The following is a 19,751-nucleotide window of genomic DNA, read 5'->3' on the forward strand; positions in this document are numbered from 1 at the left end:
GCGAGGTGTGTGCCCAGCTGTGCGCGGAGCGTGGCCGGAAGCGGCCTCGTCCTGTCGCTGATACCCTGGTAGCCCGTGGACCGGTGGGCAAGAAACCCCCGAACCGCAGCGACGGCACCCCCGGAAATCTCCGGGCCCCACGCCGGCACGCACCCCAGACCGCGACCACGGGAGCCCCCTCTTGGCCATGCCGCCCAGTGCTTTTCGAAACAGCACAGCCACGACGACCAAGCACATCTTCGTCACCGGGGGTGTCGCTTCCTCTCTCGGCAAGGGACTGACCGCCTCCAGCCTGGGCGCGCTGCTCAAGGCGCGGGGTCTGCGCGTCACGATGCAGAAGCTCGACCCGTACCTGAACGTCGACCCCGGCACCATGAACCCGTTCCAGCACGGCGAGGTGTTCGTCACCAACGACGGCGCCGAGACGGACCTGGACATCGGGCACTACGAGCGCTTCCTCGACGTGGACCTGGACGGCTCGGCCAACGTGACCACCGGTCAGGTGTACTCCACCGTCATCGCCAAGGAGCGGCGCGGCGAGTACCTCGGTGACACCGTGCAGGTCATCCCGCACATCACCAACGAGATCAAGCACCGCATCCGCCGTATGGCCGCCGACGACGTCGACGTCGTCATCACCGAGGTCGGCGGCACGGTCGGCGACATCGAGTCGCTGCCCTTCCTGGAGACGGTCCGCCAGGTCCGTCACGAGGTCGGCCGCGACAACGTGTTCGTCGTGCACATCTCGCTCCTCCCGTACATCGGCCCGTCCGGTGAGCTGAAGACCAAGCCGACGCAGCACTCGGTCGCGGCCCTGCGCAACATCGGTATCCAGCCGGACGCGATCGTGCTGCGGGCCGACCGCGAGGTCCCCACCGCCATCAAGCGCAAGATCTCGCTGATGTGCGACGTCGACGAGGCCGCCGTGGTCGCCGCGATCGACGCCAAGTCGATCTACGACATCCCGAAGGTCCTGCACACCGAGGGCCTGGACGCCTACGTCGTGCGCAAGCTGGACCTGCCGTTCCGCGACGTGGACTGGACGACCTGGGACGACCTGCTCGACCGCGTCCACAACCCGGTCCACGAGATCACCATGGCGCTCGTCGGCAAGTACATCGACCTGCCCGACGCCTACCTCTCGGTCACCGAGGCGCTGCGCGCCGGCGGTTTCGCGAACAAGGCCCGCGTCAAGATCAAGTGGGTCACCTCGGACGACTGCAAGACCCCGGCGGGCGCGGCCAAGCAGCTCGGCGACGTCGACGCGATCTGCATCCCCGGTGGCTTCGGCGACCGCGGCGTGTCCGGCAAGGTCGGCGCGATCCAGTACGCCCGCGAGAACAAGATCCCGCTGCTCGGCCTGTGCCTGGGCCTGCAGTGCATCGTGATCGAGGCCGCGCGGAACCTGGCCGACATCCCCGACGCCAACTCCACCGAGTTCGACTCCGGCACCGGCCACCCGGTCATCTCCACGATGGCCGAGCAGCTCGACATCGTGGCGGGCGAGGGCGACATGGGCGGCACCATGCGCCTGGGCATGTATCCGGCCAAGCTCGCCGAGGGTTCGATCGTGCGCGAGGTGTACGACGGCAAGGAGTACGTCGAGGAGCGCCACCGGCACCGCTACGAGGTGAACAACGCCTACCGCGCCGAACTGGAGAAGAAGGCCGGTCTGCAGTTCTCCGGCACCTCCCCGGACGGCAAGCTCGTCGAGTACGTCGAGTACCCGCGCGATGTCCACCCGTACCTGGTCGCGACCCAGGCGCACCCCGAGCTGCGCTCCCGCCCGACCCGGCCGCACCCGCTCTTCGCGGGCCTGGTCAAGGCCGCGGTGGCACGCAAGACGGGCAAGTAAGACCGAGCGGCACCAGGTTGTACGGTGACCGGGGTGCGGGTCCGCGGGTTCTCCCGCCGGGCGCGCGCCCCGGTTCCGTCACCGGACCGGACTCTTTTTGCGCGTGGGAGGACAGGCCATGACGATCAAGGACACCCCCGAGGAGTGGGAGGTCCGGGCGACCGAGACCCCCTTCAAGGGCAACAAGACCTCGGTGCGCACCGACGACGTGGTCATGCCCGACGGATCGGTCGCCCGCCGCGACTACCAGGTCCACCCGGGCTCCGTGGCCGTGCTCGCCCTGGACGACGAGGACCGTGTCCTGGTCCTGCGCCAGTACCGCCACCCGGTGCGCCAGAAGCTGTGGGAGATCCCGGCGGGCCTGCTCGACATCCCCGGCGAGAACCCGCTGCACGCCGCCCAGCGCGAGCTGTACGAGGAGGCGCACGTCAAGGCGGAGAGCTGGCGCGTGCTGACCGACGTCTACACCACGCCCGGCGGCTGCGACGAGGCCATCCGGATCTTCCTGGCCCGCGATCTCTCCGAGGCGGAGGGCGAGCGGTTCGAGGTCGAGGACGAGGAGGCCGACATGGAGCTGGCCCGCGTCCCCCTCGGTGAACTCGTCCACGGTGTGCTCGCCGGTGACCTGCACAACAACTGCCTGGTCGTGGGCGTCCTCTCGCTGGTGGCCGCCCGGCAGGGCGACGGACTCGACGCGCTGCGTGCGGCCGGGGCACCGTGGCCCGCACGCCCCTTCGAGGCCTGACCCGTCTCCGAAGCGTTCCTTCGGCGGTCGCGATCCGTTCCCGGGGCGCCTTCGCCGTTCCCCCGCTCCGCCTCGGAGCGGTCGTATACGCCCGTCCGGGGATACCGGTCCTACGATCGCCTGATCCGATCGGGCGACGTCTCCGCCGCGCTCCGCCCGGATCGTCGCAGAGCGTGAACTAGGCTCTGGAAAAGCCCGAACCGGAGTCCCGGCGGGCTTGCGCGTGCAGTGGAACGGGAGCGTGGCCCGTGGCGGATCAGGCGGTGGACGGCGGCGGCACCAAGGTGTCGGCCAAGGGGCAGCGCCCGGCTGCCGGGTCCGCTCCTACGAAGAGTCAGTTCCTGGGCCGTACAAGAGAGTTGAAGGAACTCCGGGCCGACATCGAGCGTGCGGGCCTCGACACCATCGCCGGCCGCAAGGCCCCACGGGCGCGCGTACTGCTCATCGCGGGCAAGCCCGGATCGGGCCGCAGCGCGCTCGCCGCTCAGCTCGCCGCGCAGGTCGCCGAGAGTTACCCCGACGGCATCCTGCGCGCCAAGCTCACCGAACCGGACGGCACACCGGTGCCCACCGAGGCCACCGCGCGGGACCTGCTCACCGCCCTCGGACTGTCCGCGCCTCCCGGAGCCGATGCCGACGACCTCGGCGAGCGGTTGCGCGAGGCCCTCGCGATCCGCCGGGCGGTGCTCCTGCTCGACGACGCGGCCGACGCCGAACAGGTCGACGCGCTGCTGCCCGACTCCCCGGACTGCCTCGTCATCGCCGTGTCCGGCGGGCCGCTGACCGGAATCGCGGACGTCCGCCCCTGCACCCTCGGCGGCCTGGACACCAAGTCCGCCCTCGAACTCCTCGACCACTTCACCGGCTCGGTGCGCATCACCGTCGACCCGCTCGCCGCCGAAGGGCTGGTCGAACTGTGCGCGGGCCAGCCCACCGCGCTGGTGCTGGCCGGCGGCTGGCTCGCCGCGCGCCCCGCCTCCGCCGTCGCCGACCTCGCCAAGCACCTGCGCACCGAGGGCGAGGACGGCACCCCGATGGCCCGCGTCTTCCGGCTCTCGTACGCCTCCCTGCCGAGCACCTCGGCGCGGATACTGCGACTGCTCTCGCTGGCTCCCGCGGGCCTGGTCGACCCGCACACCGCCTCCGCGCTGGCCGGCTGCTCGGTCCAGGCGGCGCACACCACGCTGGACGAATTCGTCGCCCTCGGCCTGTTGCGGGCGGTTCCCTCGCCGCTGCCGCGGTACGAGGTCCCCGGCTGCTTCCAGCCATTGCTCCGGGCACTCGTCGACACCCATGACCGGCCCGCCGAGGTGCAGCTCGCCCGCGCCCGGATGCTGGAACGGACCGTACGGCTCCTGGTGTCCTGCCGCGCCATCACCGAGACCGACAGCTCGCCCGCCCGCGAGAAGCTCGCCGGAATGCCGCGTGCCCTGCGCTTCTCCAGCCCCCGGGCGGCCGAGGACTGGCTGCGCGTCCGGCAGCCCGCGCTGCTCGCCTCGGCCCGGCTGGCGGTCGCCGACGGGGAACTGGACACCCTCGCCCGACGGCTGATGGCCGCCCTGGTGCGGGCGATGGTCGTCCATTTCGGCACCCGGGCCGCGGCGTCCGAGCTGTACGGCATCCACCGGCTCGTCCTGGATGTCGCCGACCGCCGGAACCTGCCCCGGGAGAAGGCGGCGGCCCTGCTCAATCTGGCCGACCTGGACGCGCAGACCGGCCGCAGGGCCGATGCCCTCGCCCGCTACCGGGCCGCGCTCGACGCCGGACGCGAGGCGAACGACCCGTACGCGACCGGCCGCGCGATGGAATCCGTAGGCGGTGCCCACCAGGAGCTCGGCGACTTCGACCGGGCCGCCGACTGGTACGGCAGGGCGCTCGCCCAGCGGCTCGCGCGGGACGAGCGGGTGGACGCCGCCCGGCTGTACGGGCGTATCGCCACCGCGCACACCTACGCGGGCCGCTACGGCGAGGCGCAGGTCAACTGGCGCGCCGCGGTCGCCGGGCACCGCAAGAACGGTGATGTCGCGTCCCAGGCAAGGGCGTTGAGCGAGATGGCACGTGTCCAGGAGTACGCGGGACGGCCCGAGGAGTCACTGCGCACCTGCCAGGAGGCCGTCGAGTGGGCGCGCCGCGCGGACGACGTACGCCTGCAGGCCGCGCTGCAGCTCAGGCTGGCCGACACCCTGGACCGGCTCGGCGACCCGGCGGCCGCCCGGCTGCACCGCGCCGCGGCCGAGCGCATGCTGGGAGATGAGCTGCCGGAGAGCACATCCGGCATGGAACACGACGCTAACGCCTACGAAATCCGCAGTGCATCCGCTGAAGATTGACGCATTGAAAGGCTAGACAGAGGGAATCCCTTCATTAGACTGGCTCCGCCGCGTTCTTCCGTGGTGTCTCCCGGTGTGCTCCCGTACGTCGGGTATGACATGCATTGCCTGGCTTGCATCGCCTCGGCATGCATAGCCCCAGAGCCCTCTGAGTCAAGGACCGTGATCGACGTGAAGGTCGGCATCCCCCGCGAGGTCAAGAACAACGAGTTCCGGGTGGCCATCACCCCCGCCGGCGTGCACGAGCTCGTGCGCCACGGCCACCAGGTCTTCGTCGAGCAGAACGCCGGTGTCGGCTCCTCGATCACGGACGAGGAGTACGTCTTCGCCGGTGCGCAGATCCTGCCCACGGCCGACGAGGTCTGGGCCACCGCCGACCTGCTGCTGAAGGTCAAGGAGCCCATCGCGGAGGAGTACCACCGCCTCCGCAAGGACCAGACGCTCTTCACCTACCTGCACCTGGCCGCGTCCAAGGAGTGCACGGACGCCCTCCTGGAGTCCGGCACCACGGCGATCGCGTACGAGACCGTCGAGCTGCCGAACCGCGCGCTGCCGCTGCTCGCCCCGATGTCCGAGGTCGCCGGCCGCCTCGCCCCGCAGGTCGGCGCCTACCACCTGATGCGCGCCAACGGCGGCCGCGGTGTCCTGCCCGGCGGTGTCCCGGGCGTGCTGGCGGCCAAGGCCGTCGTCATCGGCGGCGGAGTCTCCGGCTGGAACGCCGCGCAGATCGCCATCGGCATGGGCTTCCACGTGACCCTGCTCGACCGCGACATCAACAAGCTCAAGGAAGCGGACAAGATCTTCGGCACGAAGATCCAGACCGTCGTCTCCAACGCCTTCGAGCTGGAGAAGGCCTGCCTCGAGGCCGACCTCGTCATCGGTGCCGTGCTGATCCCCGGCGCCAAGGCTCCGAAGCTGGTCACCAACGAGCTCGTCTCCCGGATGAAGGCGGGAAGTGTTCTTGTCGACATCGCGATCGACCAGGGCGGCTGCTTCGAGGACTCGCGTCCCACCACGCACGCCGAGCCGACCTTCCCGGTCCACAACTCGGTCTTCTACTGCGTCGCCAACATGCCCGGCGCGGTGCCCAACACCTCGACGTACGCGCTGACCAATGCCACGCTGCCGTACATCGTCGAGCTCGCCAACCGCGGCTGGGTCGAGGCCCTGCGCCGCGACAACGCGCTGGCCAAGGGTCTCAACACCCATGACGGCAAGGTTGTTTACCGCGAGGTCGCCGAGTCGCACGGGCTGGAGCACGTCTCGCTGGAGAGCCTGCTCGGCTGAGTCTCCCGGCGGCTCCAGGAGTCGACATTGCGGCCGACTCCTGGCCGACAAAAGGCGATACGTCAACACGGGTCGTCAACACCGCGCACCCGGCCGGACCTTGCCCGACAAGGTCCGGCCGGGTGTGTGTCGGGTCACTTTGCGACACTCGTTCAACTCGCCAGGAACGTAACTCTTCAACCGATTCGCACACCGGTGAAACCTGCCGTGCGACGGCCTTACGCCCTTGACAGAGGGGTGTTCGGTTGCCGACACATCGGGTCGGGTCCGGCGGATTGTGTTGCTGCGGACCGGTGACACGCCATAGAGTCGCCAACCGTCGGCATGGTGCCACGCTGACCTATCGAGAAGTTTCCTGGTCACCAAGGAGGTAAGACGACTTGTGAATGAGTCGACATTTACTCCCGGGGGTGGTCAACCAGGAATGCCGGCGCGGGGCCAGAGCCCCACGGGGCTCGAGGCTGTCGGCTCCGTCGCTGTCCGGACCTTCGCAGCCCATCAGAGTCCCCGGATGACTCAGACAGCACACCCGAGCATGGATGGCCATCACGTGAACGCCATGGCCGGCAACGGAAGTGGCGAGAACCACACCCACTTCGCCGACTACGACGAACTGCCCGAGGGGCACTTCTACGACCCCGACGCCGAGTACGAGCCCGATCCGGAGTACGCGGCCACGCTCGCGCCCGACGCGGCCCGTCAGCGCCGTGAGCGCATCGGCCCGACGGGGCGCCCGCTGCCGTACTTCCCGATCCCGGGTCCGCTGACCAGTCACGGCCCCGCGACGATCATCGCGATGTGCAACCAGAAGGGCGGCGTGGGCAAGACCACGTCGACCATCAACCTGGGGGCCGCGCTCGCGGAGTACGGACGCCGGGTGCTGCTCGTCGACTTCGACCCGCAGGGCGCGCTGTCCGTGGGTCTCGGCGTCAACCCGATGGAGCTCGACCTCACCGTCTACAACCTGCTCATGGAGCGGGGCATGGCGGCCGACGAGGTGCTCCTGAAGACGGCGGTCCCGAACATGGACCTGCTGCCCAGCAACATCGACCTGTCCGCCGCCGAAGTGCAACTGGTGAGCGAGGTCGCCCGCGAGTCCACGCTCCAGCGCGCCCTGAAGCCGCTGCTGGCCGACTACGACTACATCGTGATCGACTGTCAGCCCTCCCTCGGCCTGCTCACCGTGAACGCGCTGACCGCGGCCCACAAGGTGATCGTGCCGCTGGAGTGCGAGTTCTTCGCGCTGCGCGGTGTGGCGCTGCTCACCGAGACCATCGAGAAGGTCCAGGAGCGGCTCAACCCCGAGCTGGAGCTCGACGGCATCCTCGCCACGATGTACGACTCCCGCACGGTGCACAGCCGTGAGGTGCTCGCGCGCGTCGTCGAGGCCTTCGACGATCACGTCTACCACACCGTGATCGGCCGGACCGTCCGCTTCCCGGAGACCACGGTCGCCGGTGAGCCGATCACCACGTACGCCTCCAACTCCGTGGGTGCCGCCGCCTATCGCCAGCTCGCCAGGGAGGTGCTCGCCCGGTGTCACGCCGAGTGAGTCTGCCGGGGGCCGACGAACTGTTCCGTACCACCGGGGGCATGGCGCTCCAGTCATCCACCCCCAATCGCCGGACCAACGGCGAGGCCCGGGTGCCGGCTCCGGCCGGCGAGAGCGACGCGGCGGCCGGGGAGGACGCGCCCCAGTCGGTGCCCGTCCAGGGCGGTGACGGCGAGGGCGACGAACATGTCGCCTCCGGCGCCGAGTCGTCCGACGCGGGAGAGTCCCGCAGCCGGGGCGGCGCCCCGGACCGCTCGGGGCGGCGTCAGCCGGCGCAGGAAGGTTCTGCCGCCCCGTCGACGTCCGTGCAGTCGTCCCGCAAGCGGGCGCGCGCCGCGAACCGCCGGCCCAGCGGGCGGGAGCGGCACGACGAGAAGATCACGGTGTACGTGTCCGCCGAGGAGCTGATGGACCTCGAACACGCGCGTCTGGTGCTGCGCGGTGAACACGGGCTCGCCGTCGACCGCGGGCGGATCGTCCGCGAGGCGGTCGCCGTGGTCCTCGCCGATCTGGAGTCCCGCGGGGACGCGAGCATTCTCGTACGACGGCTGCGTGGGCGGTAGCGGTAGCCTTCGACGGCTATGACCTCGAACGTCCCGCCCCCGTCCGCCGCCTCCGGCGGCCGTCGGCGTGCGCTGGGGCGTGGTCCGGGGACCGCTCCGGCACCGGTCGAGACGCCGTCCGAGCCGTCGGGCCCGTCCGCCGAACCGCCGAAGGCCCCCACCGAGACGCCCGACGGGCCCCGAGAGCGCCCCGAGAGGCCCGGAGGCCCCGAGACACCCACCGAGCCGTCCCGGACGCCTGAAGGCGGCACCGAGCCGCCCGCGGGACCGGTCGAGCGATCAGCGGCGGCCGGCGAGGCGACCGGGACCGCCGAGGCACCCCCGCGGACCACCGAGCCGCGGGAGAAGCCCACCGAGCCGCCGGGGACGCCCCAGGAGGACGCCGAGGGCCCCATGGGGCCCGAGCCCCCGTCCGAGCCCTCCGAGACGCCCGGAGGGGGCCCTGAGCCGTCCGCGGGGCCCGGGACGCCGGAGGGGCTGCCGGACGTGCTCACAGAGCGCCCTGAGCCGGTCGAGGGATCCGAGACGGCGGTCGAGCCGTCCGGGGTGCCAGGCGAGGGCGCCGGACCGTCCACCGTGTTCGCGGGGCCTGTCGAGGTGGCCGTGGACAGGTCCGCGCCGTCGGCCTCGCCCGACACGGCCGTCGCGCGGTCGGCGGCGCCAGGGACGGCGTCCGGACCGGCTCCGGGGTCCGAGGTGTCCCCGGAGGGGTCCAAGGCCGTTCCCGCCGACTCCGGCGACGGTGTCTTCAAGGTGCGGCTCTCGAATTTCGAGGGGCCCTTCGACCTGCTGCTGCAGCTGATCTCCAAGCACAAGCTCGACGTCACGGAGGTGGCGCTCTCCAAGGTCACCGACGAGTTCATGGCGCACATCCGGGCGATGGGCCCGGACTGGGACCTCGACCAGACGACCGAGTTCCTCGTCGTCGCGGCGACGCTGCTCGACCTGAAGGCGGCCCGGCTGCTGCCGACCGCCGAGGTCGAGGACGAGGCCGACCTCGCGCTCCTGGAGGCCCGGGACCTGCTGTTCGCGCGGCTGCTCCAGTACCGCGCGTACAAACAGATCGCGGACATCTTCAACGCGCGCCTCGAGGAGGAGGCTCGCCGCTATCCCCGGACCGTCGGTCTGGAGGCGCAGTACGCCGAGCTGCTGCCCGAGGTCGTCATCAGCATCGGGGCGGAGGGGTTCGCGAGGCTCGCCGTGAAGGCGATGCAGCCGAAGCCCAAGCCCCAGGTCTATGTCGATCACATCCACGCGCCGCTCGTCAGCGTGCAGGAACAGGCCCAGATCGTGGTCGCGCGGCTCCGGGAACTCGGCGAGGCCAGCTTCCGCTCGCTCGTCGAGGACACCGACGACACCCTCACCGTGGTCGCCCGTTTCCTGGCCCTGCTGGAGCTCTACAGGGAGAAGGTCGTCGCCCTGGACCAGGAGGAGGCCCTCGGGGACCTCATGGTGCGCTGGACGGGCGGCGAGGGCGACGACCGGCCGCGGGTGACCGACGAGTTCGACCGGCCCCCGGAAGCGGTGAAGGAAGAGACCGGGCGCGGCACCAAGGAGGAGAAGGCGTGAGCGAGGAGACCACCGACACCCCCGCGGGGCCGCGTACCGTCGCCGACCTCGATCTCCGGCCCGCCCTGGAGGCCGTCCTGATGGTGGTGGACGAGCCGGCCACCGAGGAACACCTCGCCAAGATCCTGGAGCGGCCCAGACGGCAGATCGCGGACGCGCTGCGCGCACTGGCCGACGAGTACACCGTCCAGGGCCGCGGTTTCGAGCTCAGACTGATCGCGGGCGGCTGGCGCTTCTACTCGCGTCCGGCGTACGCGAGCGCCGTCGAACGCTTCGTTCTGGACGGTCAGCAGGCCCGTCTCACCCAGGCGGCCCTGGAGACGCTCGCGGTCGTCGCGTACCGCCAGCCGGTCAGCAGATCGAGGGTCTCGGCGGTCCGCGGAGTCAACTGTGACGGCGTGATGCGGACCCTCCTCCAGCGCGGTCTGGTCGAGGAGGCGGGCACGGAACCCGAAACAGGTGCGATCCTGTACACGACGACGAACTACTTCCTGGAGCGAATGGGCCTGCGCGGTCTGGACGAGCTCCCGGAGCTCGCGCCCTTCCTCCCCGAGGCGGACGCGATCGAGGCCGAGACGCTGGAAGGGGTCCCGTCGTTCGATCCGGATGCACCGGATGCAGATGCAGACGACACGACGACGACGGAACTTTGATGCGAAGCAGTGGCAGCGGCAGTGGCAGGAACAGCGGGAGCGGTAACCCGCGGGGAACCGGCGGGAGCGGTGGTTCGCGAGGAAGCGGCGGCTCCCGGGGGACCGGCGGGGGCGGCGGCCCGCGGGGCAGCGGCGGCTCGCGCGGAACCGGTGGGAGCGGATCCCGCGGAACCGGCGGGAGCGGATCCCGCGGAACCGGCGGGAGCGGATCCCGCGGAGCGGGTGGCAGTGGATCCCGCGGAGCCGGTGGCAGTGGCTCCCAGCCGAGGAGTGCGGCGGCGGGGCGCGACGACCAGCCGAAGCGTCCCAGCAAGCCCCGTCCCGAGGAGCGTCGCTACGACGTAGGCCCCGGCGGCACGCACGAGGGCCCGAAGTCCGGGCGCGGCGCCTCGGCGCGCGGTGGTGCCAAGGGTGGCCCCAAGCAGGGCCAGCAGCGCGGCGGCCGTACGGAGCCCGCGCGCTCCCGTGAGTACGAGACCCGGACCGAGGAGCGCAACCGCGACCGGTACGCGGGCAAGCCGGACATCAAGCTGCCCAAGACCTTCCCGGGTGCCGAGGAGGAGGGCGAGCGCCTGCAGAAGATCCTCGCGCGAGCGGGCTACGGCTCCCGGCGGGCCTGCGAGGAGCTGGTCGATCAGGCCAGGGTCGAGGTCAACGGCCAGATCGTCCTGGAGCAGGGGCTGCGCGTCGACACGGAGAAGGACGAGATCAAGGTCGACGGCCTGACGGTCGCGACGCAGTCGTACCAGTTCTTCTCGCTGAACAAGCCGGCCGGTGTCGTCTCCACGATGGAGGACAACGAGGGCCGCCAGTGCCTCGGCGACTACGTCACGAACCGCGAGACGCGGCTCTTCCACGTGGGCCGTCTCGACACCGAGACCGAAGGCGTCATCCTGCTCACCAACCACGGCGAGCTGGCGCACCGGCTGACCCACCCGAAGTACGGGGTGAAGAAGGTCTACCTCGCGCACGTCGTGGGCCCGATCCCGCGTGACCTGGGCAAGCGGCTCAAGGACGGCATCCAGCTGGAGGACGGGTACGCCAAGGCGGACCACTTCCGTGTCGTCGAGCAGACCGGCAAGAACTACCTCGTCGAGGTGACCCTGCACGAGGGCCGCAAGCACATCGTGCGCCGCATGCTCGCCGAGGCCGGCTTCCCGGTCGACAAGCTGGTGCGGGTCTCCTTCGGCCCGATCACCCTGGGCGACCAGAAGTCGGGCTGGCTGCGCCGTCTGTCGAACACCGAGGTCGGCATGCTCATGGCCGAGGTCGGTCTCTGACCGAGGCCCCCCGCCGACCCGGGAGCCCTCGCGGCTCCCGCGGTCCGCTGACGCTCCACGCGTACGACGGCCGGTCCCGGAACTTCTCCGGGGCCGGCCGATTCGTTTTCGCCTCCCCGCCGGTCTGTACCGGTGAACGGACCACCGGTGGGCCGGTGCGCCCCCGTGCGAGCGAAGGGAGCGGCGATGACCGCGACGACGGACCGCGACGAGTTCGTCCGGCTGACCGATCCGTACCGGCGGGAGCTGCTCGCCCACTGCTACCGCATGCTCGGCTCGGCCCACGACGCCGAGGACCTCGTCCAGGAGACCTATCTGCGGGCCTGGCGGTCCTACGAGGGATACGAGGGCCGGGCCTCCCTGCGCACCTGGCTCTACCGGATCGCCACCAACACGTGTCTGACGGCCCTGGAGGGGCGCAGCCGCCGTCCGCTGCCCACCGGGCTCGGCGGGCCGGGAGACGCGCCCGAGGGGCCCCTGCGGGCCCCCGCTACGGACATCCCGTGGCTCCAGCCGCTGCCGGACACGCTCGTCGACCCGGCGACGGTCGTCGCGGCGCGCGGCAGCCTGCGGCTCGCCCTGGTCGCCGCGCTGCAGAACCTGCCCCCGCGGCAGCGGGCCGTGCTCATCCTGCGGGACGTGCTGGCCTGGCGGGCCTCCGAGGTGGCCGCCCTGCTCGACACGTCGACCGCGGCGGTCAAGAGCACCCTCCAGCGCGCGCGTGCCCGGCTCGACGAGGTCGCGCCGGAGGAGGACCTGACGGTCGAGCCCGACGGTGCCGACGACCGCGAACTCCTCGACCGCTACATGAAGGCCTTCGAGAACGCCGACATGGACGCGCTGCTCGGGCTGCTGCGGGACGGGATCGAGCTGGAGATGCCGCCGCACCTGGAGTGGTTCAGCGGCAGGAAGGACGTCCTGCGGTTCCTGCGGGCACGGGTGCTCTCCGGCCGGGAGGCGGGATGGATCCGCATGGTGCCCGTGCGGGCCAACGGGCAGCCCGCGGTGGCGGCCTACGAGCGCGGGGCCGACGGGGTGCTCCGGGCGCACTCCGTGCAGGTGCTCACCGTCGAGGAGCGCGGTGTCGCTCGGCTCACGGTCTTCCTGGACCCGGGGCTGTTCGCCGTCTTCGGCCTGCCCCGGATCCTCCCGTGAATCCCGGAGAGCTCCTGGAGCGGTCGCTCGCGTACACGCTGGGCAGTGTGGCCGCCGTGCCGCGCGAGGGCCTGCGGTGGGCGACGCCGTGCGCCGAGTGGGACCTCGGGGATCTGCTCCACCACCTCGACGACTCGGTGGAAGCCCTCTACGAAGGCGTCGCGGACGGGCGGGTCGGGCTGTGTCCTGCCCGGCGGTCCGTCGATCCGGTGTGCGCCTTCCGCGCGCGGGCCGGCGCCCTCCTCGGCGCCTGGGCGGCGGTCTCGGCGGCCCCGCCCGCCCCGGCCGTGGGGGACCGGTCCCTGGACGCGGGGCTGCTGGTGGCCGTCGGCGCCCTGGAGATCGCGGTGCACGGCTGGGACGTCGCGCGGGCCTGCGGGCGGGCGCGGCCGATCCCCTCCGCGCTCGCCGTGGAACTGCTGCCCCTCGCGCACCTGGTGGTCGCGGACGCCGACCGCGGCGTGCGCTTCGCCGACCCTGTCGACGTACCGCCGCGGACCCTGCCCGGCGGCCTGCTCCTCGCGTTCCTCGGCAGGCGCCCGCAGCCGCGATTCCTTTTCGGCGCGGGGCCGGTCCGCCTTCCCTGAGTGATCCTCACGGAAGGAACCGTCATGACCGACACCACCGCGCGCGCCCCCGTCCAGCAGCCGTCCGCCCTGCCCGCACTCCGGGTGTGGACGGTGGTCCTGGCCGGACTCGGGGCGCTGCTCTGTTCTCTCGACGTGGTCGTCGTGGCCACCGCGCTGCCCGCCCTGCGGGCCGACTTCGGGGCGAGCCTGTCCGACCTGGAGTGGACGATCAACGCGTACAACCTCGTCTTCGCCTGCCTCACCCTGACCGGTGCGGCACTCGGCGACCGTTTCGGGCGGCGGCGCATGTACGTCGTCGGACTCGCCGTCTTCACGCTGGCCTCGGCCCTCGCGGCGCTGGCCCCGGGACCGGGCCAGCTCATCGCCGCGCGGGTGCTCCAGGGTGCCGGCGCGGCCGTCCTGCTGCCGCTCACCCTGACCCTGATCAGCGAGGCGTTCCCGGCCGAGAAGCGGGGCGTCGCCATCGGGGTCTGGGGCGGTGTGACCGGCCTCGGGGTCGCGGCCGGACCCGTGCTCGGCGGCGCCGTCACCGAGGGCCTGTCCTGGCAGTGGATCTTCTGGATCAATGTGCCGACAGGGCTCGCGATGCTGCCGCTGGCCGCCCTGAAACTGCGCGAGAGCCACGGCCCGCGTCCGCAACTCGATGTCGTGGGGCTGCTGTTGGTCGCCGTCGGGCTGACCGGCCTCGCCTGGGCACCGGTGCGGGCACCGCAGGCGGGCTGGGGGAGCGCCGAGGTGCTGGGGGCGCTGGCCGTCGGAGTCGTCTTCATGGCGGCCTTCCTCGGCTGGGAGCGGTCGGGCGCGCGCTACCCGATGCTGCCCCTCGGGTACTTCCGCAGGCGCGCCTTCTCCACCGCCAACGGCGTCGTCTTCCTGGCGTTCATGTCCCTGCTCGGTTCTCTGTTCATGATCACGCAGTTGTTCCAACTCGGCCTGGGGAATTCGCCGTTGCAGGCCGGTGTCCGCATCCTGGTGTGGACCGGCATGCCCCTGCTCGTGGCGCCGCTCGCGGGCGCGCTCGCCGACCGGTTCGGGAACCGGCCCTTCATGTTCGGCGGACTCGTTCTCCAGGCGGTCGGCCTCGGACTGCTGGCCTGGCAGGTGCAGCCCGGAGTCGCCTACGGACGGCTGGTGCTGCCGCTGATCGTCGCGGGTATCGGTATCTCCATGGTCTTCCCCACCGTCGCGAACGCCGTGACCTCCGCGGTGCCGCCCGCCGACGCGGGTGTCGCCGCCGGCGTCAACAACGCGCTGCGCGAGCTGGGCGGAGTCTTCGGGATCGCCGTCGCCGCGGCCGTGTTCACGCGGTACGGGGGCTACGGCTCGGCGGACGGCTTCGTCAACGGCTGTGGACCGGCCCTGTGGGTCTCGGCGGGAGTCGCGGCCGTCGGAGCGCTCGTGGCCGCCCTCGCTCCGGCGCGCGCTCGGGCGCAGGGACCGGACGCGCACCCTGCCGAGGTCGGGCGGCCGGAGGCGTCGCGCGCCCGGGTCTGACGACTCGGACGACCCGCCGCCACCGTCCCCGCCCGCACGGTCGTCATGACGTCCGTACCGACCTCGGGAACCCCCAAGTTCCCTGGCCGAGAGCCTTGTTGACACCCTCCCGCGCCTTTATAGTCGTACTGACCATGGTCAGGCTGACCATAAAGAGGGGGCGTGGGGGGTGGCGACAGGGGAAAGCCGTGCGCCGGGGGGCGCGGCACCCGAGGGCTATGACAAGTACGCCTTCGAGCCCTTCGCCGTCACCGTCGATCTGGCCGTCCTGACGGTGCGCGCGGGCGCACTCCAGGTGCTGCTGATCGAGCGGGGCCGGGAACCGTACGCCCGCCGCTGGGCCCTGCCCGGCGGCTTCGTGCTGCCCCGCGAGTCGGCCGAGGCGGCCGCCCGGCGTGAACTCGCCGAGGAGACCGGTCTGTCGGACATCTCGGGACTCCACCTGGAACAGCTGCGCACCTACAGCGAACCCGACCGCGACCCCCGTATGCGGGTCGTCTCCGTCGCGTTCGCCGCGCTGCTGCCCGACCCGCCCGAACCCCACGGCGGAGGTGACGCGGCGCAGGCCCAGTGGCTGCGCTTCAACGCGCTCGGCCCGCTCGCCTTCGACCACGACCGGATCCTCGCCGACGCCCATGAACGCGTGGGCGCCAAGCTGGAGTACTCCTGTCTCGCCACGTCCTTCTGCCCGCCCGAGTTCACCCTCGGAGAGCTGCAGCACGTCTACGAGACGGTGTGGGGCACCGCGCTCGACCGGCCCAACTTCCGGCGCAAGGTCCTCGCCACACCCGGATTCGTCGAACAGGTCCCCGGTGCCGCGCGCCTGACCGGCGGCCGCGGCAAACCCGCCGCCCTCTACCGCGCGGGCGGCGCGAAAGTCCTGCACCCACCCCTGCTGCGTCCCACCTCGTAAGGACGGCCCCGATGACCAGCACGACCCTAGCGAAGCGCGCCGCCACCGGTTCCCTCATCGGCCTGGCCCTCGGCGACGCGCTCGGGTTCCCCACGGAGTTCAACACCGTGCCCGCCATCCTCGAAAAGTGCGGCCCCTGGCGGCAGATGGCGCTGCCCAGGCCCGCGATCGTCACCGACGACACCCAGATGACACTGGCGCTGGCGAAGGGGCTGCGCACCGCCATGGACAGCGGTCTGCTCGGCCCGCTGCGGATGGAACGGCCGGTGCGCGAGGAGTTCGTGGACTGGTACCAGTCGCCCGAGAACAACCGTGCCCCCGGCCGCACCTGCCTCGTCGCCTGCAACCTGCTCAAGAACGACAGACTCCGCTGGCAGGAGGCGAGCCAGACCGGCTCCAAGGGCTGCGGCGCCAACATGCGCGTGGCACCCGTCGGACTCGTCGGCGGGCTCAGTGACGAACAGCGCGCGGGCGCCGCGCAGCTCCAGGCCGCGCTCACCCACGGCCACCCCACCGCGCTCGCCGCCTCGGACCTCACCGCGCACGCCGTCCGGCTGCTCAGCCAGGGCGTCGAGCCGGCGGCCCTGATCGGCCTGCTGCGCTCGTACGCGCACGAGAACCGGCACCGCTACCACTCCCGCTGGCTCGGCGACCTGTGGACCTTCTGCCATGACGCCGGACCGGAGCAGTACATCTCCCGCGGCTGGGACGAGTGCATCGCCGTCCTGGACAACCTCCGGAACGCCGTACGCACCGCCTCTCCCGAGGACGACCCCTGCCTGGCCACCGGCGCCGGCTGGATCGCCGAGGAGGCGCTCGCCACCGGTCTGCTGTGCTTCCTGATGTTCGTCGACGAACCCGTCACCGCGCTGCGCCGGGCCGCCTGCACCTCGGGCGACTCCGACTCCATCGCCTGCCTGACCGGGGCGTTCGCGGGCGCCTACCACGGCTCGGAGGCCTGGCCGACGGCCTGGGCCGACCGCATCGAGTACCAGAGCGACCTCATGTCGCTGGGGGCGCTCTGGGATGCTTGAGGGATGACAGACGTCCTCGGTACCGGCGCCGACCTCGCGAGCGTGGTGGGCGAAGAGCCGGACGCCGTGCTCTTCGCCACCGTCTCGGGGGCGCACCTGTACGGCTTCCCCTCGCGTGACTCCGACGTCGATCTGCGCGGCGTGCATCTGCTGCCGGCGGCCGACCTGGTCGGACTGCGTGAACCGGAGGAGACCCGGTCGCGCATGTGGTGGGAGAGCGGTGTCGAGATGGACCTGGTCACCCACGACCTGCGCAAGTTCGTACGGCTGATGCTGCGGCGCAACGGCTATGTGCTGGAGCAGCTGCTCTCGCCGCTGGTCGTGCGCACCGGCGACGAACACCGTGAACTGATCTCGCTCGTCCCCGGAGTGCTCACCCGCCATCACGCCCACCACTACCGGGGTTTCGCGACCACGCAGTGGCGGCTCTTCGAGAAGGGCGGCGAACTCAAGCCGCTGCTCTACACGTTCCGTGTGCTGCTCACCGGCATCCACCTCATGCGCAGCGGCGAGGTGGATGCCGATCTGCCCACGCTCGCCGGGCAGATCGAGTCCCCCGCGTATCTGCCGGACCTGATCGCCACGAAGGCGGAGCGGGAGCACGGGGCCGCGGACGTTCCCCACGCACGCGTGGCGCAGGACGTGGAGCGGCTGCACACGCTCCTCGACGAGGCACAGGACGCCTCGGCCCTGCCGGACACCCCCTCCGCGTACGACGCCCTGCACGACTTCGTCGTCAGGGTCCGCCTCGACGGCATCGGGGGAGATCGGGACGCTATCCGGAGCCGGCACGGTGTCCGGGGTCAGGACGGCATCCGAGGTCAGGCGGGTCTCCGGGATCCGGAGGGTTCCCGGCGTCCGGAGGGTGCCAGGGAAGGGCTACCGGCCCCCGGCGGTGTCCCGCAGCGCTGAGGCGCGGCGGACCCGGATCAGGAAGTCCTCCACGCGCGCGTGATCCGGCTCGGGCGGGAGGGGGCTGCGGACGGCCGCCTCGTCGGCCTCCGCCGCCAGCCGGGACATCCAGCGCTCGAACTCGCTCCAGGACACCTCGCCCCGCTTCACCGCGAGCAGCGGCTCGCGCTGCTCCTTGACGTCGATCGTCAAGGTCCCGGTGCGCAGCAGGTCGCGCGAGCTCATCAGCAGGCGCAGCAGATGCATGGCGTGCTTCCAGCGCGGGGCGCCGTACTTGCGGACGTCGGCCTCCAGCTTCTTGTGCTGGCCCAGCGCGTAGCGGGCGAACGTCTCGTGCGCCTGGCGGGAGAGGAACGCCCGCCGCAGGGCGAGGAGTTCGCGCCCGGTGTCGTCCACGTGCTCGACGAGCGGGGAGTGCAGACACTCCAGGATGTTCGGGTTGGCGCGCAGCGCGAGCGCGCAGAACCGCTCCAGCTCCCAGCTGAACTGCTCCTCCGCCGGGCCCTCGACATGCGTCGGCGGCTTCTCGAAGCGCCAGAAGAGCGCGGTCGGGGCGAGGAAGACGCCCCTGCGGTCCGTGTCACTGCCGTCCGTGGCCAGTCCGAAGGCACGTGACCCCATCACACAGGAGTAGACCGTGTGGTCCCGCACCAGCGCGACCGCGGAGGCCGGGATCCCGGACGCCGGAGCCGCCGGCGCGGGTGACGCGGGGGACACCTCCGGTGCCGGGGACGCCGGGGGTGGCTCGGCCGCCGGGGACGTCTGGGGTGCGGGACGCTCGGAACGCATGTCCGGAGCGTACGGGCACTCTCACGTCAGGCGGATCGAGTTTCCTTCCACGGTGATCTTCTCCGCGGGCAGCGGACGCGGCGCGGGACCGGCCTTCACCGCCCCGTCCTCGACGCTGAACTTGCTTCCGTGGCACGGGCAGTCGATGGTGCCGTTCGCGACCTTGTTCACCGTGCAGCCCAGGTGCGTGCAGATCGCCGAGAAGGCCTTGAAGTCGCCCTTCGTCGGCTGGGTGACCACGACCTTCTGGTCCGTGAAGATCGTGCCCCCGCCGACCGGGATGTCGCTCGTCGTGGCGAGCTGCTGGCCGCTGGACGCCTTCGGGGACGAGTCCGAGGAGCTGTCGCCGCTTCCGTTTCCGTACTGGCTGCACCCGGCCAGCAGCGCGGACGCCCCCGTGGCGAGGATCACCGTGCGCCGTGTCGAGCGGTCGGTCATGTCGTCACTCCGAACGTACGGAAGAACCAGAAGGCGGACGTCAGCCAGATGGCCGTGAGCACGGCGAAGACGAGGCCGCCGATGATGGGCAGCAGCCAGCCGGGCAGGCGCTCCCAGCGGAGCAGCAGCATCTTGGCACTGAAGGCACCGAAGAAGAAGCACCCGAGGAGCGAGTGCCACATGACGCGCGTGCTGTACGTCTGATAGCCCAACGCGTACAGACAGTGCACCGCGACCGGCACCGCCACCAGGAACGCGATCCGTCCCGACCACCGGTGCAGCGCCGGTGCCCAGCTCGGGCCCGGCAGCTTCCCGTACATCATGAGCGCCGAGACGAGCTGGACGAGCGCGAAGAAGAACGCCGTCGTCGCCAGCCAGGACTTCACGGCGCCCGTGCTGCTGAAACCGGCCAGATTGAAGGCCGTTCCCGTCGGGTCGTGGACCTTGCCGTAGACGCCGAGGCCGACCGCGACCGCCGCGGCGACCAAGGCCGGCACGAGATAGCGGGCCGGGCTCGGGCTGCCGTGGCCAGGCGGCGAAGAGGGGAAGCCCCGGGTGGCGGCGTTCGGGTCCACGGGCATGAACGGCTCCC

The 19,751-nt window shown here is 71.5% G+C and carries 17 protein-coding genes and 1 pseudogene; 15 read left to right on the forward strand and 3 right to left on the reverse strand.

The genetic code is table 11. The annotated features are described in order from the left end of the window. Positions 1 to 187: 187 nt before the first annotated feature. From ACIQRL_RS21060 to ACIQRL_RS21130, 15 genes and pseudogenes are all read left to right on the forward strand, one after another. Positions 188 to 1,855 carry a CTP synthase gene (locus ACIQRL_RS21060; protein ID WP_365876952.1) on the forward strand — a complete coding sequence of 556 codons (1,668 nt, stop codon included), beginning with the start codon at positions 188 to 190 and terminating at the stop codon, positions 1,853 to 1,855. A 118-nt stretch (positions 1,856 to 1,973) separates the two neighbouring features. Continuing rightward, complete coding sequence (locus ACIQRL_RS21065) at positions 1,974 to 2,600, forward strand: NUDIX domain-containing protein (protein ID WP_401333443.1); 627 nt, start codon at positions 1,974 to 1,976, stop codon at positions 2,598 to 2,600. Between the two features lie 248 nt (positions 2,601 to 2,848). Next, positions 2,849 to 4,930, forward strand: coding sequence for a tetratricopeptide repeat protein (locus tag ACIQRL_RS21070; RefSeq protein ID WP_401333446.1), 2,082 nt, complete (start codon positions 2,849 to 2,851; stop codon positions 4,928 to 4,930). Between the two features lie 162 nt (positions 4,931 to 5,092). Continuing rightward, positions 5,093 to 6,217 (forward strand): alanine dehydrogenase, encoded by a 1,125-nt coding sequence (gene ald, locus ACIQRL_RS21075; protein WP_401333448.1) that lies wholly within the window; start codon positions 5,093 to 5,095, stop codon positions 6,215 to 6,217. 424 nt (positions 6,218 to 6,641) lie between these two features. Continuing rightward, on the forward strand, positions 6,642 to 7,769 hold the full coding sequence (locus ACIQRL_RS21080; protein WP_365876908.1) for a ParA family protein: 1,128 nt from the start codon (positions 6,642 to 6,644) through the stop codon (positions 7,767 to 7,769). Next, positions 7,754 to 8,332, forward strand: coding sequence for a hypothetical protein (locus ACIQRL_RS21085; protein WP_401333451.1), 579 nt, complete (start codon positions 7,754 to 7,756; stop codon positions 8,330 to 8,332). The genes ACIQRL_RS21080 and ACIQRL_RS21085 overlap by 16 nt, the downstream gene beginning before the upstream one ends. Positions 8,333 to 8,350: 18 nt before the next feature. After that, the gene (locus tag ACIQRL_RS21090; RefSeq protein ID WP_401333454.1) at positions 8,351 to 9,901 is read left to right on the forward strand and encodes a segregation/condensation protein A; all 1,551 of its coding nucleotides are present in this window, start codon (positions 8,351 to 8,353) and stop codon (positions 9,899 to 9,901) included. Then, complete coding sequence (gene scpB, locus ACIQRL_RS21095; RefSeq protein ID WP_356758158.1) at positions 9,898 to 10,554, forward strand: SMC-Scp complex subunit ScpB; 657 nt, start codon at positions 9,898 to 9,900, stop codon at positions 10,552 to 10,554. The genes ACIQRL_RS21090 and scpB overlap by 4 nt, the downstream gene beginning before the upstream one ends. Beyond that, positions 10,554 to 11,834 carry a pseudouridine synthase gene (locus ACIQRL_RS21100; RefSeq protein ID WP_401333457.1) on the forward strand — a complete coding sequence of 427 codons (1,281 nt, stop codon included), beginning with the start codon at positions 10,554 to 10,556 and terminating at the stop codon, positions 11,832 to 11,834. The genes scpB and ACIQRL_RS21100 overlap by 1 nt, the downstream gene beginning before the upstream one ends. 186 nt (positions 11,835 to 12,020) lie before the next feature. Further along, on the forward strand, positions 12,021 to 12,989 hold the full coding sequence (locus tag ACIQRL_RS21105; protein ID WP_401333460.1) for a sigma-70 family RNA polymerase sigma factor: 969 nt from the start codon (positions 12,021 to 12,023) through the stop codon (positions 12,987 to 12,989). Then, positions 12,986 to 13,576 (forward strand): TIGR03086 family metal-binding protein, encoded by a 591-nt coding sequence (locus ACIQRL_RS21110; protein WP_401333462.1) that lies wholly within the window; start codon positions 12,986 to 12,988, stop codon positions 13,574 to 13,576. Before ACIQRL_RS21105 ends, ACIQRL_RS21110 begins: the two co-directional genes overlap by 4 nt. A 24-nt stretch (positions 13,577 to 13,600) precedes the next feature. Then, positions 13,601 to 15,073 (forward strand): DHA2 family efflux MFS transporter permease subunit, encoded by a 1,473-nt coding sequence (locus ACIQRL_RS21115; RefSeq protein WP_401333464.1) that lies wholly within the window; start codon positions 13,601 to 13,603, stop codon positions 15,071 to 15,073. Positions 15,074 to 15,242: 169 nt separating this feature from the next. After that, positions 15,243 to 15,986, forward strand: a complete 744-nt coding sequence (locus ACIQRL_RS21120; RefSeq protein ID WP_401333467.1) for an NUDIX domain-containing protein — start codon at positions 15,243 to 15,245, stop codon at positions 15,984 to 15,986. A gap of 11 nt (positions 15,987 to 15,997) precedes the next feature. Continuing rightward, positions 15,998 to 17,020, forward strand: a complete 1,023-nt coding sequence (locus ACIQRL_RS21125) for an ADP-ribosylglycohydrolase family protein (RefSeq protein ID WP_401333470.1) — start codon at positions 15,998 to 16,000, stop codon at positions 17,018 to 17,020. A 3-nt stretch (positions 17,021 to 17,023) separates the two neighbouring features. Beyond that, a pseudogene (locus tag ACIQRL_RS21130) lies at positions 17,024 to 17,776 on the forward strand (DNA polymerase beta superfamily protein); the annotation flags it as partial. Between the two features lie 123 nt (positions 17,777 to 17,899). On the opposite strand, the gene ACIQRL_RS21135 reads toward ACIQRL_RS21130, so the two are convergent. The 3 genes from ACIQRL_RS21135 to ACIQRL_RS21145 are packed head-to-tail and all read right to left on the reverse strand — an operon-like array spanning position 17,900 to position 19,740. Beyond that, positions 17,900 to 18,721 (reverse strand): DNA polymerase beta superfamily protein, encoded by an 822-nt coding sequence (locus ACIQRL_RS21135; RefSeq protein ID WP_401333473.1) that lies wholly within the window; start codon positions 18,719 to 18,721, stop codon positions 17,900 to 17,902. Positions 18,722 to 18,742: 21 nt separating this feature from the next. After that, a complete protein-coding gene (locus ACIQRL_RS21140) occupies positions 18,743 to 19,159 on the reverse strand; it encodes a Rieske (2Fe-2S) protein (protein ID WP_401333476.1) in 417 nt (138 codons plus the stop codon). Next, positions 19,156 to 19,740: a DUF6529 family protein gene (locus ACIQRL_RS21145; protein ID WP_401333479.1), complete on the reverse strand. Its 585-nt coding sequence runs from the start codon at positions 19,738 to 19,740 to the stop codon at positions 19,156 to 19,158. The genes ACIQRL_RS21140 and ACIQRL_RS21145 overlap by 4 nt, the downstream gene beginning before the upstream one ends. Positions 19,741 to 19,751 lie beyond the last annotated feature (11 nt).

It is taken from the genome of Streptomyces sp. NPDC091209 (assembly GCF_044757755.1).
Classification (GTDB): domain Bacteria; phylum Actinomycetota; class Actinomycetes; order Streptomycetales; family Streptomycetaceae; genus Streptomyces.

What these genes read in the sequence shown, in the direction of transcription:
- ACIQRL_RS21060 (WP_365876952.1), top strand. Translation starts at nt 188, where the DNA reads ATGCCGCCCAGTGCTTTTCGAAACAGCACAGCCACGACGACCAAGCAC.
- ACIQRL_RS21065 (WP_401333443.1), top strand. Translation starts at nt 1,974, where the DNA reads ATGACGATCAAGGACACCCCCGAGGAGTGGGAGGTCCGGGCGACCGAG.
- ACIQRL_RS21080 (WP_365876908.1), top strand. Translation starts at nt 6,642, where the DNA reads ATGCCGGCGCGGGGCCAGAGCCCCACGGGGCTCGAGGCTGTCGGCTCC.
- ACIQRL_RS21090 (WP_401333454.1), top strand. Translation starts at nt 8,351, where the DNA reads ATGACCTCGAACGTCCCGCCCCCGTCCGCCGCCTCCGGCGGCCGTCGG.
- ACIQRL_RS21100 (WP_401333457.1), top strand. Translation starts at nt 10,554, where the DNA reads ATGCGAAGCAGTGGCAGCGGCAGTGGCAGGAACAGCGGGAGCGGTAAC.
- ACIQRL_RS21105 (WP_401333460.1), top strand. Translation starts at nt 12,021, where the DNA reads ATGACCGCGACGACGGACCGCGACGAGTTCGTCCGGCTGACCGATCCG.
- ACIQRL_RS21115 (WP_401333464.1), top strand. Translation starts at nt 13,601, where the DNA reads ATGACCGACACCACCGCGCGCGCCCCCGTCCAGCAGCCGTCCGCCCTG.
- ACIQRL_RS21125 (WP_401333470.1), top strand. Translation starts at nt 15,998, where the DNA reads ATGACCAGCACGACCCTAGCGAAGCGCGCCGCCACCGGTTCCCTCATC.
- ACIQRL_RS21135 (WP_401333473.1), bottom strand. Translation starts at nt 18,721, where the DNA reads ATGCGTTCCGAGCGTCCCGCACCCCAGACGTCCCCGGCGGCCGAGCCA.
- ACIQRL_RS21140 (WP_401333476.1), bottom strand. Translation starts at nt 19,159, where the DNA reads ATGACCGACCGCTCGACACGGCGCACGGTGATCCTCGCCACGGGGGCG.
- ACIQRL_RS21145 (WP_401333479.1), bottom strand. Translation starts at nt 19,740, where the DNA reads ATGCCCGTGGACCCGAACGCCGCCACCCGGGGCTTCCCCTCTTCGCCG.